This is a genomic window from Micromonospora craniellae, from assembly GCF_014764405.1.
GTDB lineage: Bacteria > Actinomycetota > Actinomycetes > Mycobacteriales > Micromonosporaceae > Micromonospora > Micromonospora craniellae.
On record NZ_CP061725.1, the window covers coordinates 1678821 to 1692483 of the forward strand.

Annotated in this window: 15 protein-coding genes; 10 read left to right on the forward strand and 5 right to left on the reverse strand. The window is 68.4% G+C overall.

Annotated elements, in window-relative coordinates; translation table 11 throughout:
- Positions 1-52: 52 nt before the first annotated feature.
- Both ID554_RS07600 and ID554_RS07605 read right to left on the reverse strand, forming a co-directional pair.
- A complete protein-coding gene (locus tag ID554_RS07600; RefSeq protein WP_117230925.1) occupies positions 53-2035 on the reverse strand; it encodes an ABC transporter ATP-binding protein in 1983 nt (660 codons plus the stop codon).
- Between the two features lie 154 nt (positions 2036-2189).
- Entirely contained in the window at positions 2190-2672 is a 483-nt protein-coding gene (locus tag ID554_RS07605) for an NUDIX domain-containing protein (protein ID WP_223884478.1), read from the reverse strand.
- A 248-nt stretch (positions 2673-2920) separates the two neighbouring features.
- On the opposite strand from ID554_RS07605, the gene ID554_RS31455 reads away from it, so the two are divergent.
- The gene (locus ID554_RS31455; protein WP_223884635.1) at positions 2921-3637 is read left to right on the forward strand and encodes a helix-turn-helix domain-containing protein; all 717 of its coding nucleotides are present in this window, start codon (positions 2921-2923) and stop codon (positions 3635-3637) included.
- A 649-nt stretch (positions 3638-4286) separates the two neighbouring features.
- Here the strand turns inward: ID554_RS31455 and ID554_RS07620 are convergent.
- Complete coding sequence (locus ID554_RS07620) at positions 4287-5003, reverse strand: helix-turn-helix domain-containing protein (RefSeq protein WP_223884479.1); 717 nt, start codon at positions 5001-5003, stop codon at positions 4287-4289.
- A gap of 690 nt (positions 5004-5693) precedes the next feature.
- On the opposite strand from ID554_RS07620, the gene ID554_RS07625 reads away from it, so the two are divergent.
- Complete coding sequence (locus tag ID554_RS07625) at positions 5694-6545, forward strand: DUF5753 domain-containing protein (RefSeq protein ID WP_223884480.1); 852 nt, start codon at positions 5694-5696, stop codon at positions 6543-6545.
- On the forward strand, positions 6542-6745 hold the full coding sequence (locus ID554_RS07630; protein WP_091330000.1) for a DUF397 domain-containing protein: 204 nt from the start codon (positions 6542-6544) through the stop codon (positions 6743-6745). The genes ID554_RS07625 and ID554_RS07630 overlap by 4 nt, the downstream gene beginning before the upstream one ends.
- A 133-nt stretch (positions 6746-6878) precedes the next feature.
- On the opposite strand, the gene ID554_RS07635 is transcribed toward ID554_RS07630, so the two are convergent.
- Positions 6879-7079 carry a DUF397 domain-containing protein gene (locus ID554_RS07635; protein WP_099845045.1) on the reverse strand — a complete coding sequence of 67 codons (201 nt, stop codon included), beginning with the start codon at positions 7077-7079 and terminating at the stop codon, positions 6879-6881.
- Between the two features lie 86 nt (positions 7080-7165).
- Between ID554_RS07635 and ID554_RS07640 the strand changes: the two genes are divergently transcribed.
- Both ID554_RS07640 and ID554_RS07645 read left to right on the forward strand, forming a co-directional pair.
- Positions 7166-7726: a DUF6879 family protein gene (locus ID554_RS07640; protein WP_223884481.1), complete on the forward strand. Its 561-nt coding sequence runs from the start codon at positions 7166-7168 to the stop codon at positions 7724-7726.
- Positions 7723-8589: a helix-turn-helix domain-containing protein gene (locus ID554_RS07645; protein ID WP_117230928.1), complete on the forward strand. Its 867-nt coding sequence runs from the start codon at positions 7723-7725 to the stop codon at positions 8587-8589. The genes ID554_RS07640 and ID554_RS07645 overlap by 4 nt, the downstream gene beginning before the upstream one ends.
- A 277-nt stretch (positions 8590-8866) precedes the next feature.
- On the opposite strand, the gene ID554_RS07650 is transcribed toward ID554_RS07645, so the two are convergent.
- The gene (locus tag ID554_RS07650) at positions 8867-9316 is read right to left on the reverse strand and encodes a hypothetical protein (RefSeq protein ID WP_117230929.1); all 450 of its coding nucleotides are present in this window, start codon (positions 9314-9316) and stop codon (positions 8867-8869) included.
- 428 nt (positions 9317-9744) lie between these two features.
- Here ID554_RS07650 and ID554_RS07655 point away from each other — a divergent pair, with 428 nt between their 5' ends.
- The 5 genes from ID554_RS07655 (at position 9745) to ID554_RS07675 (ending at position 13416) form a co-directional block, all read left to right on the forward strand.
- Positions 9745-10728 (forward strand): radical SAM protein, encoded by a 984-nt coding sequence (locus ID554_RS07655; protein WP_223884482.1) that lies wholly within the window; start codon positions 9745-9747, stop codon positions 10726-10728.
- Complete coding sequence (locus ID554_RS07660) at positions 10721-11464, forward strand: hypothetical protein (protein ID WP_147333596.1); 744 nt, start codon at positions 10721-10723, stop codon at positions 11462-11464. Before ID554_RS07655 ends, ID554_RS07660 begins: the two co-directional genes overlap by 8 nt.
- Positions 11465-11562: 98 nt before the next feature.
- The gene (locus tag ID554_RS07665) at positions 11563-12351 is read left to right on the forward strand and encodes a hypothetical protein (RefSeq protein WP_147333597.1); all 789 of its coding nucleotides are present in this window, start codon (positions 11563-11565) and stop codon (positions 12349-12351) included.
- Positions 12348-12995 (forward strand): AAA family ATPase, encoded by a 648-nt coding sequence (locus ID554_RS07670; protein WP_117230932.1) that lies wholly within the window; start codon positions 12348-12350, stop codon positions 12993-12995. The genes ID554_RS07665 and ID554_RS07670 overlap by 4 nt, the downstream gene beginning before the upstream one ends.
- Positions 12967-13416, forward strand: coding sequence for an NUDIX hydrolase (locus ID554_RS07675; protein WP_117230933.1), 450 nt, complete (start codon positions 12967-12969; stop codon positions 13414-13416). Before ID554_RS07670 ends, ID554_RS07675 begins: the two co-directional genes overlap by 29 nt.
- The last annotated feature ends 247 nt before the right edge of the window (positions 13417-13663 follow it).

Genomic DNA, 13663 nt, shown 5'->3' on the forward strand with positions numbered 1-13663 from the left:
CCCAAGGGGACTGGGTGACTTGCACATGCAAGCTTCGTGGGGTTCGACGTCGTCATGGCGTGCTCCGTCCGGCGGTCGCGGTCTGCCGGGGCACCGCCGCAGCGGGACCAGTGGTGTCGTAGCCGGCGGCTTGGAGGGTGAACAGTTCGGCGTACCGCCCGTCGGCGTTCATCAGGTGGTCGTGGGTGCCGGACTCGACGAGACGGCCGTGGTGCAGGACGAAGATACGGTCGGCGTGGCGAACGTTGGCCAGCCGGTGAGTGATCAGGATGGTGATGCCGCGCCCCTGCCGGTCTCGAATGGCCTGGAAGAGGGCGTCCTCGGCACGGGGGTCGAGGGCGGACGAGGGTTCGTCCATGACGAGCACGTCGGCGTCGCGCAGGAACCCGCGGGCGGCGGTGATGCGCTGCCATTGGCCGCCGGAGAGGTCTTGGCCGCCGGCGAAGGTGCGGTCGAGCAGCGTCTCATAGCCGTGAGGCAGGTCGGTGATCATGTCGTGGGCGACGGCGCGTGCGGCGGCGGCCTCGATGCGGGTCCGCTCGGCGTGGGTGGTGATGTCGCCGACGGCGATGTTCGTGGCGGCGGTGAACGGCCACTTGTGGTACTCCTGCGTCACCACCCCGATCCGCGCTCGTAGCGCGTCGCTGCCCCAGTCCTCGGCTGGTCGGCCGTTGTAACGGATGGTGCCGCTGGTCGGGGTGCGCAGGGTGACGATCATGGTAGCGAGGGTGGACTTGCCGGAGCCGTTCTCCCCGACGAACGCCACCGTCTGCCCCGCCTCGATGGTCAGGCTGACCTGGTCGACGGCCGCCGTGTCACGGTCGGGATAGCGCAGGCTCACCGCATCGACGGTGATCCCCTCCAGCCGGCCCGGTGCCGGCAACTCGGCGGCCGGTTCGGCGTGGGGTGGCAGGTAGTCGGCGGCGCGGGTCATGAAGCCGGTGTAGTCGCGGAAGTGCTGCCCCTCGGTGTAAACCCGGTCGACCTGGAACGTGACCACCGCCAGGGACCGTTGCGCGGACTGCACGGCGATGACGCAGGTCGCGGCGGCGGCGAGGGGGATCTGGCCATCGATGAGCAGCAGGCCGAGCAGGACGTACACCACGGCGGTGGCCACTCCGCCGATCATCGCGCCGACGGTGGTCGTCGTGGTGACCCGCCGGGCGAGGGCGAGTTGGATGCCGGTCTCGACGGCCATGACCCGGTCGTACTGGTCGAGCAGGAAGCCGCGCAGACCGTAGGAGCGTAGTTCGGGGGCGGAGTCGCGTTCGGCCATCAGCCGGTGCAGCAGCCACAGCCGGCGTCGGCGTACCGACCCGGCGGCGTACGTCTGGTAGCGCAGGTGCCCGGCGCGCAGCGACGCCCACCCGTTCGGCACCGTCGCCACCAGCAGGGCCAGCAGCAACAGCGGGTGGACGACCACCACGGCGACCGCGACCGCGAGGACGCCGGCGAGGCCGGCGAGCAGGTTCATCGACGCCTGCACCAGGCCGGTGGTGGAGTTCGCGCCGCGGGAGGCTCGCTCCATGTCGTCGGCGAACGCGTCGGCGTCGAACGCCTCCAGCCGCACGGCCGTCGTCACCTCGAACAGGCCGCGTTCCACCTCCCGATCGACCTTCGGCGTCAGGCCGTTCTGCGCGTACCCCATCGCGGCGGCCATGCCGGCGCGCAAGGCCGTCACCGCCGCGAGCGCGGCCAGGGCGGGCAGCGCGGCCAGCACCTTGTCGGCGGTCGGTCCGCCGGCGAACAGCTCCACCAGCACCCGCTGCGCCGCGAGGAGCCCGAACGCCGCCATCACCCCCGCGCCGACCGTCGTGACACCGACGACCGACGTCCGCAGCCGGTCGGCGCGCCAGCTCACCACGAGCGCGGCCCAGACCAGCCGCGGCAGCTCCGAGAACACGGCGAACAGACCGGCCTGCGCCCGCGCCCGCACACCGGTCTCCCACCACACCTCCCGCAACTCCGGCAGCACCGAATCCCGCTGCGGTTGGGGACGGGCCGGCGTCCGGTCGGGGTGGTCGATTCTGGGCATGGCGGTACCTCCCGAAAGGTAAGCAGGGTGAACTGCGGTGGGTGGTGGTGGTGTCTCGTGGAAAACGGCGGGACCGCGCAGGTGCCGCTGTCGGTGATCTCGGTTGGTGCCGCCGAGGCAGCGCCTTCCGCAGGAAGGCCCCGTTGGCCTGCGGTCAGGTGACCCGGACGCCGTCTTCGAGGTAGTAGGTACACCCGTCAGCGCGGGCGCGCAGCGCCTCGGCGATCCGGCGGGCCAGCAGCGGCCGTAACCGCTGGGCGGTCTGTGGCGGGTCGGACCACGCCCAGCCCTTCAACTCTTCCGGCGGCACCACGATCCGTTCCGTCGTGGTGGCATCGAGGGTGCCGCCGTCGTAGATGACCATGACGCCCTCGGTGCGCCCCTCTCGGGCCGGTACCCAGTCCATGACGAGTAACCGGCCTGGCGACATGCCCAGACCGAGCTCTTCCCGGCACTCTCGGATCGCGGCCTGGTAGGGCGACTCGTCAGCCTCGACGCACCCGCCGGGGATCTCCCACTGCGCCTTGTAAACGGGTTCGACCAGCAGAACCCGCTCGTCCGCGTCGGTGATCAGCAGCCCGGCGGCCATCCGCTTACGGGGCAGATCGGCGGTGAAATCGCGACGTCCGGAAGGCATGCGGAGACGGTAGGACGGGGCAGGGGCGACACGCCCGCAGCGCCGTGCGCTGACATTGTCGGCAGATTCCGACACCAACTCCGACACCGCCAGCACTGCCGTCCCGGCCTGCCGGCAGGGCGTCGAGAGCCCGCACGACCACCGCAGACAGCCAGGCAAAGGCCGTCAGTGGCAGCCGAAAAGTGTCACCGGGTGCGGCTACGGTGTTCGCTCATCGTGACCGCAGCAACCCGGGGGTGGCAGCAGCGATGGTCGACCACGACGAGATCACCGCCGCTCGCCGCGCGCTCGGCCGCCGCCTCGCCCACCTGCGCAAAAACGCCGGCCGCACCCAGCACGGGCTCGCCCGGCTCGTGCAGTACGGGCGCAGCTCGATAGCGAACACCGAAACCGGCCGACAGCTCCCCGAGCGGCCGTTCTGGACCCGCTGCGATCAGGTGCTGGGCACCGGGGGTGTGCTGATCGCTGAGTACGACCGCATCGCCGACCTGAACTACCGCCGACTCCCGCGACCGGCTGCTGGTACATCACGCCGCGCCGCCGATTACGGTGGGGAGGCCAGCATTCGAACCAGCGGGAGAGAACAGTCCGTGCGGGTGATCTGGGTGAACGGCGCGTTCGGCGCGGGGAAAACGACGCTGGCGCAGCAGCTGATCGCGGACGATCCCCAGCTACTGCTCTTCGACGCCGAACTACCTGGGTTCATGCTCCGGGAGATCGTGCCGCTACCGCCCAGCGGGGACTTCCAGGACCTGCGGGTATGGCGACGCAGCGTCGTGGACACGGCGGTCGCACTCGCGCAGGAATACCAGCGGACACTGGTCGTGCCCATGACCGTCGTCGTCTGGCCCTACCTCGATGAGATCCTCACCGGACTGCGTGCCCACGGCATGGACGTCACGCACTACTTCATCACCGTTCCGACCGACGTCATCCGGAGGCGGATCGAGGCGCAGTCGCTCTAGCCACAGGATCCAGCCCGAGACGCGCAGGTCCGCACCTGGCGGCTGGCCCAGGTGAATCGGTGCGCCCAAGCGGCTCAGACCCTGCCGGCCGGCACTGTCACCCTCGACGGGACACTGCCCGTAGAGCAACTGGCGGCACGGGTGACAGGCGCGGCTCGTGGCTGACCCGCAGGGTCCGTCGCACAAGGGTTGCCGAGCCGGGGACCCGGTGCCGCGGTAGTTGTCGTCAGGGCTGCCGGGGCCCGCACATAGGCGGCGGCGACTCAGTACTCCCGCTCGTAGAGCAGGCCCTCGGCGTCCAATGCGTCGCGGCTGCCGACCGGGTGGCCGAAGTGCTCCGGTGCCCTCCTCTCGCTCGGCTTCGACGTCCTTCCGGGTATGCGCTCGGGCTGTCGGGGTTCGGCGGGTGCCGTCTCGGCGGGTGCAGGCGGGGTGTCGTACCAGGAAGGGATCTCGCCGGCTGCCGCGATGACGGATGCGGAGAATGTTCGTACGGGGCATGGGGTTCTGCCGCACCTTACGCATGCTGCGGTCGAGGTCGGGTGATGGCGCTTACAGCTCGACGGCGGTGGTGTGAGTCAGGGTGCCGCGCAGCGTGGGGATCGGGCGATGCATCGGCCCTCCCTCTCGTCTCGGCGGTTGGCGGCTGTCAGGAAGCTGGGCGTATGCGGTTCGCGTGGTGAATCGGGGTGGCGGTGGGCCTGCGGGCGGCAGCCGGGTGGTCATGCGCGCCGGGAATGGGGCCTTCGGGGTCGTCGAGAAGTAACCAGAACCGGGCTTTGGAGTGGCTGTCGGCGGCGGTGAGGGCCTGGTCCAGCACCGACTGCTCGTCGAGCGCAGGGGTGGTCCGGTGCTCCCAGCTGGAAACGGTTGCGATGGTCATGCCGAGGTGTTCGGAGAACGCACGTGGGCTCATACGTAGTGCTTCGCGTAACGCGCGGATCTCCCGTGTGGTCCACCGGCCGACGACGGCCGGCCCGCACGCACAGGCAGCCGGACAGGCCAGCACTGGAGAGATGGGCGGGGTCGACGGTGTCCCGGCCTGCTGGCGCACCTGGTCGCGTGCGTGATCTCGTTGTGCCTGAAAGTCCTGTACAAGTGCCCGGACCTGGTCAGACATGGACAGCAGTGCTCCCCGTGCGCCCAGGGCAGCGTCGGCGTTGCGCCAAAAAACGCGGGTGGTGTTGTCCCGGCCGACTTCGACGTTGGCGATCTGGCTTCGGGAGTAGCGAATGAGCTTGGCAAGATCGACCTGTCGCAGCCCGGCGACGGCACGCCACTGGGCGAGGTGGCGGCCAAGTTCTTTGCGCGCTTCGGCGATGTCGGTCGGGGTGATTCCGCCCTCCGTGCCGAAGCGGCGCGGCACCGGAGGCATGTGCCGGGCCAGATGTGAGGGCTGCGGACTCTGAGCAGGGATCATGGCCGCTGCCGCTGTTGATCGATCGGACGAGCCGATGCGTCGCCGACAGTCCCCGGCGCACTGATCGGGGTCAGACTGCCTGGCTTGACCACGCTGGGGTCAATCGGCTTCCGGATCGGTCCGGCGGTCACCACCGCGAGGAGACCGGGTGGCCCGACATCCTGGCGGACGCCGGTTACCACCTCACTGGCGCCCGGCACCGTCCGTGTCAGGCCGCACTGAGGGCGAGACATCGCGCAGACGTGGGTAGGTACCAGCCCTGTCGTCATCGCGATCCGCCTCCGGTGGCCAGATCCGCCGCTTGCGCCTGGGATGCGGGGACCTGTCCCGCCTCCCAGGACCTTGAGGCGAGCGGGCAGTGCGCCTGGTTGATCGGCATGCCGCATCCCGGACACCATCGCTGCGCACGCCTAAACAACGCGAATCCCGCCGCGAAGCCCACCAGCAGCGCCGCACACACCGCGATCCCCACTAGGTACCCCACCGTGTGTACCTCCCCGACCTGATCGAGCGCTGATGGCAGACGTTCGCCGACCGACAGCTGACTAGTCTTAGGCGTTCCTAGTCTTACAGGGCGGACTAGATCCAGACAAGTTGCGTGGTCGATGTTGTCGTGGGATGTGACATGCTGTCCTGGTGCCGAACTGGCCTACTTTGAGACGCAGACGGCTCGCGCGAGAGCTGAGCAAATTGCGTGAGTCCATCGACATGACGATCGAGGAAGCTGCGGCGAGCGCGGGGATCTCCTCGTCTCACCTCTCGCGGGTGGAGCGTGCGCTCGTCGGCGTTCGGGTGCCGGCGGTGCGGGCGTTGCTGCAGACCTACGGCGCGAACGCCTCCACCACGGCAGACCTACTCGATGTGGCCCAGGCGTCCACACAGCGTGGATGGTGGCATCGGTACGCCGGAAGCATCCCCGACGAGTACGCGACCTACATCGGATTCGAGTCCGATGCCACCAGGATCTGGAACTTCGAGCTGATCTCGATCCCCGGCCTGTTACAGACCGAGGGATACACCCGATCGAGCCTGCACGGCGGCGTCGCTCGCCTCACCGAAGAGGAGATCGAGCGGCGAATCGAGATTCGCCTGCGTCGACAGGCGCTGCTGCACCGCGATAATCCACCAGCGCTGTGGGTCGTTCTCGACGAGGCCGCGATCCGCCGGCAGGTCGGCGGTGCGGCAACGATGGCCGAGCAGATGAACCATCTCGCCACCATCGCGGCCCTGCCGCACGTCGACGTTCAAATCGTGCCGTTCGAAGCGGGCGCCCATCCCGGCGCCCCCGGAGGCTTCGTGATCCTCGGGTTCACCGACCCCGCCGACCGCGAAGTCGTTTACATCGAGACGATGGCCGGTGATCTCTACCCTGAAGGCGACGCCGAGGTACAGAGCGTGACCCAGGCGTTCGACCGACTGAGGGCGATGGCGCTCAGCCCGGATGACTCCGCATCGATGATCCGGGACGCTGCAAGGGAGCTTTCATGATCGACTTCAGCCGCGCCGTCTGGCGCAAGAGCACCAGAACCCAGCAGAGTGGCCAATGCGTGGAGGTGGCGAGGGTTGGTGAGGTGATCGGCGTGCGGGACTCCAAGGACCCTGACGGTCCCGTGCTGGCGTTCACGACCGGAGAGTTCGCCGCGTTTCTCGACGGGGCAGCCAAGGGAGAGTTCGACGACCTTGTCTAGAAGGACCAGCTGCGGCTGACCGAGGTCGCCCGCCGGCTGAGACGCCCGGCTCGGGCCTGCGGGCCGGGCGTTCTCACTCCCACCACGACGCAAGCTGGGCGGGAAGGTCGCCGGCACGCGCCGGGTGAATCGATCACAGGTTGCTGAACTCTCCCTGGTCGGCGCCCCGGAGGAAGGCTTGCCATCCGGAACGCGAGAAACGGAGCATCCCGCCCTCGGGATTCTTGGAATCCCGTACGGCAACCCCCTCGCTCAGCGACGCGACCTCCACGCAGTCGCCGTTGAGGCTCTCCGAACTCTTACGCCATACCAGGCGTCCGGAAGCGTCGGACACGTTGACTCCCTTCGTTGTCTGGGTCGAGACTGCCACAGAGCGCCCACCGCGACTAGTCTCTAGCCTCGACTAGACTTGATCGGAAGGTGGCGGCAGAACGGGACAACCTGATGCAGATGGGCGAACTTCAACGCAGGCTGAGCACGGCCGCGCGGTCGGTGTTTCGACTCGAAACGCTGACCGCGTACAACGCGGCGGGCGAGGTCGACCTGCTGCGCGACTTCCACGCGGGACGCCCGCTGCCACCCCGCACACCCGAAACCGATCCCTGGCTACGCATGGTGGCCGACAGCGTGCAGGCCGGCACCCGTTGGAGCCGTGTCCACGTCCTACACCGCCCGCTATCGGACTACCTGCGCTTCGAGCTGCTGGGCTATCACGGCAACGTCGCTGCCGGCGAGGACGTTCGGATCGCGGACCGGGCGACGGCCCCCGAAGCACTGGGCGCGCTGAGGCAGGACTTCTGGCTCCTCGATGACGAGTTCGGCGTGATCATCGAGTACGACGGGGAGGGCCGGCGTCTCGCCATGGAGCCCACCAGAGATGTCGGGAGCCTCATCGAACAACGGGACCTCGCGATGACGCACTCGATCCCACTTCGGGACTACCTGCCGACAGTTCAGGACGAATTGCGTAGATCCTGGTGAATAGACCTGCGAACGACCGGACGGCGCTCGCGACCAGGCTGCGTGAACTCCGAGAGGACGCAGGTCTGTCGACCACGCGACTCGCCGCCGCTCTGGGCTGGTCACAGTCAAAGGTCTCGAAGATCGAAAACCGTCGCACGAAACCGTCCGTCGACGACGTCCGGTCATGGTCCGCCGCCACAGGCGCCAGCGCCGAGGTCACCGCCGAACTCGCGAACGCCGCGGAGTCCATCCAGGTCGCATCGATCATCTGGGACCGGACGCTGACCGGCGGCCGAGCCGCGCACCAACGCCGGATCGGCCGGACCCTCGCCGAGGCAACCCGGGTGCAGGTCTTCCAGCACGCCGCAGTACCCGGACTCTTCCAGACCGCGGAGTACGCCCGCAGCGTCCTCGCCCTCGCCGACGTGTTCGGCGTCAGCGACACCACGAGGGCAGCAGCCGCACGAGTCGAACGGCAGACAGCCCTCTACGAGAAGGGCCGACAGTTCGACTTCCTCATCACCGAAGCCGCGCTGCGGTTCCGCCCCGTACCCCACGACGCGCTCGCCGCCCAATACGACAAGATCCTGTCAGTCGCCACGCTACCGAGCGTGAGCCTGTCAATCCTGCCGACCGGCGTCCGCCCCTCAGCGGTACACGCCCATCCCTTCGTGATCTACACCCTGCCCGATGGCTCCCAACTCACCACGATCGAGACCTACACCCGCGAACTGACCCTCACCGACCCAGAAGAGATCCGCGTCTACTCACAGGTATACGACTCGCTCCTCGCAGATTCCGCGACCGGCAAACAGGCCCGCCAACTGCTGGAAACGATGCGGGCCGAAGCCCTGGACTCAGCGGAGTCGCAGCCCCGGTGACCGCAAGCTGGGAGACAGACTGGCTCTCGTCTCGTGCCGGTCGAAGGCATCGGCCTGCTCGTCCGATACCGGACCCCCCGTCGAACGGAGCCGCGCCACCATCGCTGCGCCGGAAACACCGCACCTCCCGATAGTCGACAGGATCTGAGGCCCACGAACGGCTGACGCGTGACGGTTATCGCCGAGGCGGGCGACAGCGTTCCCGCCGGATTCGACCGAGGCGGGCGAAGCCACACCATCGCCTTCCACACCGAGCCCTCCCCCGCAGCGGTCTGGCCTACTGGTTGGCGTGTTCGGTGGAGAGCACCCGGCGTAGGGTCTGCACGACCACGCCGGGTGCGAACCGTTCACCGGCCTGCCGTTCCGCCCTCGCGACCGCTGCGAACAGCTGTTCCGGCGCCGCGACCCGCAGCGTGGCGACCAACCACCCCTCCAGGTCGTCCACCTCAGTCGGCAACTCCAACGCCGCCGGGGTCGGCGTCGGAATCGCCGCGCCCAGTTCCGGCAACGGCACACCGGCCGAGGCGTACCGGCCCGGCGGCATACCGACGCGGTAGGGGTGCACGCACACCGGATGCCCGCCCGGGTCGACCCGCCAGCCCGCTGCCCGGTCGTACGCGAACTCCGGGCCTGGCCGGTCGACCACGTCGAAGCCGCCCGGACCCAACTCCTGCGCTGGGCACACCACGCAGGTGCGCTCGCACCACGCGGGCAGCGGACCATCCACCCGCCCAGGCTAGACCGCGAAAGGGCACAGACAGTGAGCACTCTCGCCACGTCACGTCACCCACTCATCCGCCAAGCCCTCACCGACGCCCGCACCTCCTCGACCGGAGGCCACTCACGCCGGTGGTGTCGAGATCTCGTGTCGAAGGTGTTCGACATCAAAGCACGATGGGTTCATTGGTCATGCCGCAGCGTCACCATCTACTTGGAGCAGTCGATGTGTGTCCCCCGTGACCAGGCTCCTCGCCTCGATTTCCAGACGGCTGCCGGATGGCGGCAGGCGTCCGGAAATGGCGTCGGTCGCCAGGTTCCGTGTCGAGGTGATGCTCGGGCTCCTCGGCAGCGGCTGGGCCGGAGCGCCCCTTGTCTCGGTTGGCGTCTCGACGCGGTTGACCACTCATCAGGAGGCTCATGATGACCATGCTTGGCATGCCCGCTATGCCGTCCGTCGCGCTTGAGCAGACGGGTCCGGTCGCCTTCACCGCTGGACATCACTTCACGGCGCGTGACGCGTCGATCGAGGAGTTGGTGAAGGCGGCGAGGGTTCCCCTGTCGGTGATCCTGCAGGTGACGAAACGGTGCAACTTCGACTGCTCGTTCTGCTCCGAGACGCTTCAGCTCCCGGATCCGACGCTGCCGCAGTTGGACACCATCCGCCGGAATCTGGCGGGTGTGTCGCGGGTGTTCCTGTCCGGTGGTGAACCGCTGCTCCGACGGGATTTCGGGGAGATCGTGGACATGTACACCGGGGACTTCATCGTCGGTGTGCCGACCAACGCCACCCGGGGGTTGCAGCACGCCAGGTCGATGGTGGGGAAGGTCGCGTTCGTCAACGTGGGCTTGGAGGGGCCGCGGTCGACCACCAACCGGGTTCGCGGCGACTACGACGAGGTGCTGGCAGGCGTTCGGGGGTTCCTGGAGGCGGGCCTGCCGCTGTCGCTGTCGGCCGTGGTATACCGGTCGACGCTGCACGCCTTGCCGTTCACCTATCAGATCGCGGACGTCATCGGCGCGGGCAAACTGAAACTGATCCTGCCACTGCGCAAGGGCAACGCCCTCGACCTGGAGGAGAACGAGTTCATCAGCCTGGAGGAGGCTGGGCAGACCTTCGATCGGCTGACCGAGTCGCGGGCAGTGCACGACTGGCGGCCAGCGCTGCGGATGACGACGTGGACCCCGGACACCGAGGGGCACATGATCCTGGTGGAGGTGACCGGCAAGGCAAGCGCATGGCCGGTGTACGACGCCCCGGACCTGCTGGAACCTCTCGGCAACCTCCTGGACGAGCCGGTGTCGGAGATCTGGGCACGGTACCGGTTCAAGCGCAACCACTTCGCCAAGTATCTCGGTGCCAGCATCCGTACCGTGTCCAACGCCGGCCCGGCCGGGTCGGGTGGACACGCCCGTGCGTGAGTACACGAACCTGCAGTGGCCGGAGGCACCGTTCGGCGCCGACCAGCGTCCATTCGGCCGGCAGCGCGACATGCTGGCCGCCTTCGCACTGGCCTGGGCGAACCAGCCAGACGAGGGGCCGCTCCCGGTCGCGGCAGCGACCGTCTACCTCGGGGTCCGTCGGCACGGCAGCGCCTACGAGGTGGGTGAGGAGAGTCTGTCGATCGGATTCCGGGCCGATGTCGTCGAGGACAGGACCGAGATACCCGAACTTCTCAGGTTAACCGATCGGGCGTTGACCCGGGCCCGCCGGCACGCGGCGATCCTGGCCGGTCACCGTCTCGGCGACGACCTGTCCCGCATGGCCACGCTGTCCGCAGTGCCGCTGCGCGGTGCGGCCGGGGTGCTCGCCACGTGGGTGAACCGCGCCGCGAAGCAGCGGGGCATGGCGCTCATGGTGGACACCTCGGTCGAAGCCAGCGACACCGGCGCCGATCTGGACATGCCGCTTGAACCACTGCACCGCCCGCTGCCGCAATGCCCGGCGTGCGCCGCCGAGACGGGGCGGTACGTGCTGGGCCGGGGCCTGGCGATCGGGTTGACAGCGGCAGTGCACGCTGGCCGTTACCGCTGGGAGGGGGCCTTTCGCGTCACCGATGCCGTCGACAGGGCGGCGTGGGACGTACTGGAAGTCAGCGGGACCGAGCACCACGCACACGACACGGCCCATCCAAAGGATGCCCGCGCAGCACAGTGACGACCGCTAGCCTCGATGGCCGTCACCCGCGACGTACCTGCAGACGGCGGTCAGCCTGCCCGTGACCGGTACGTCTCAGATGAAGGGATGCAGGTCTGGTGCGAGTGATCAGCGACATCGGCGGGCCGGGCAGGATTCCCGACCGGCCGCCGGGCACGCGCCTGATCGCCTCGATCGACGTCGAGTGGAGCAAGAACTACCGGATCAAGAACGGCAACCAGGCGTTCTGCTACTCGGTCGTCTGGCTCGCCGTACCGCTCGCCGGTGAGCCGCTGGTCGTGACATCCGGGCTGCCGTTTTGGGCGACGAGCGTGTACCTCGACCGCGAGGACGAACGGCCGGACCTGGTGCAGGCAGCGGCCAGTGACATCGGCACAGCGGCCGACGCCGCGGATCTGGTCGTCGGTCACCAGCTGTGCAGCGACCTGGCGGTGCTGGCCGCGAACGCAGGTACGGCGGTGCCGGCTGCCCTCGCCGCCGCCCGGCAGGCATGGCGCGACCGCCGACACGCGGCCGTACGCGACCAGCGGGTGCTCGACACCCGCTTCGACGCCGCAGGCGTCCTGTCCCACACCTCACGACGGCTGGTCGACGTGTGCGGCGAGATGAACCTCGACGTGACGCAACCCGAGCTGGCGCGCAAATCCATGACCGCGCTCAACCGCGACTGGCTCCACAACGCCGACACCGAAGCGCGCGAACGAATCACCGTGCTGAACCTGCGACACAGCCTGTCCACCGCGTACGTCGCGCTCCGCGCGACCGGCACACTGACCTGGCAAACTCCGTTGAACGTCAACACCATGCTGGCCGACAGGCTCGCTGGACGGGTCGGCTGGCTCCAACACCCCACCTTCCGAGCGCTCACCAACGGGGGACGCGAATGAGCGTCCGGGACTGCGTACTCATCGGAATCGAGGGCACACACGCCGCGGGGAAGACCACCCTGGTACACGCCCTGACCGCCCACTACCGGCAGCGCGGAGTACAGGTCGACTGCACCGGCGAGCCGGCCCGCACCAGCCCGTTCATCGAAGAAATCGTCATCCACGGCAAGGGCACCTTCGACCTGGCAACCGAGGTCGACCTGTTCGCGCAACAGCTCTCGATGACACTGCGCACCGCCCGCCACAACAAACTCCTGATCTGCGACAAAACCGTCGTCAACGTGCTCGCCTACGCCCGCATGGTCCTACCCGCCACCGAAGCCAGCCACGACGCCGACGTACTCGACGCGATGGCTCACTTCTGCCGGGCCTGGGCCCCCACGTACGACGCAGTGTTCTACCTCCCGGACCGCTACCCCGACCCTGCCGATCCCTTCCGCGCCAAGGTCACCCACCTGCAAGACCAAACCGCCGAGGCGGTACGGCGAACCCACGCCGAGGTCGGGCTGACACTGGTGGAGGTGCCAGGTGGGCTTGGCACCCCCGAACGCATCGACTGGATCGCCCGGCGGGTCGACCCGCTTCTCGCTGGTCAGCCAGCTATCCTCCGCCAGCGTGACCGCACCACCGACCCACCCCGTTGACGTACTACTCCTGCTCACCGACGCCGACCACGTCCTCCTCGCACTCCGCGACGGCACCGGCTACGCCGACGGACAATGGAACCTGCCCAGCGGCAAACTCGAACCCGACGAGGACGCGATCAGCGCCGTTATCCGCGAGGCCCGCGAAGAAGTCGACTTGCGGCTCTCCTCGGACGAACTACGGCTCGTCACCACGGTGCACCACCGCAACCCCTCCGGACACGCCCGCGTCGGCCTCGTCTTCACCGCCACCCACAACCCTCGCCAGCAGGGCGAACCTATCAATGCGGAACCACACAAATGCGCCAAGATCGAATGGTTCCCGACATCGCTGCTGCCCATGAACACCTACCCGTACACCACAGCCTGCGTCCAAGCCTTCCGCGACGGCCGACCCCTCGCTCTGGACGGCTGGCCATAATCCGGACGTCGAAGGCACGACGACACCTGGCAAGGGAATTCGGGGCGACCCGGTCGCGGATGCGCCGGGGCTCTCGCCGGGCTGCAGCGTCCGCAGACGCGGCCGGAGCGGGATCGCCTGATGCAGAAGGAGTCCCGGCAGTCGTCACCACCGTTGTCGATCAAACGAGTGTTCACACACGCCGCGTTCGGCTGGCGGACAGGCGTGGCTGAAGGTTTACCGTCGCCGGCAGGGCGCCACAAACGCC

Coding starts and splice junctions, on each gene's coding strand:
- ID554_RS31455 (WP_223884635.1), top strand. CDS start 2,921: ATGGTCGACCACGACGAGATCACCGCCGCTCGCCGCGCGCTCGGCCGC.
- ID554_RS07605 (WP_223884478.1), bottom strand. CDS start 2,672: ATGCCTTCCGGACGTCGCGATTTCACCGCCGATCTGCCCCGTAAGCGG.
- ID554_RS07655 (WP_223884482.1), top strand. CDS start 9,745: ATGCCCGCTATGCCGTCCGTCGCGCTTGAGCAGACGGGTCCGGTCGCC.
- ID554_RS07600 (WP_117230925.1), bottom strand. CDS start 2,035: ATGCCCAGAATCGACCACCCCGACCGGACGCCGGCCCGTCCCCAACCG.
- ID554_RS07630 (WP_091330000.1), top strand. CDS start 6,542: ATGATCGACTTCAGCCGCGCCGTCTGGCGCAAGAGCACCAGAACCCAG.
- ID554_RS07670 (WP_117230932.1), top strand. CDS start 12,348: ATGAGCGTCCGGGACTGCGTACTCATCGGAATCGAGGGCACACACGCC.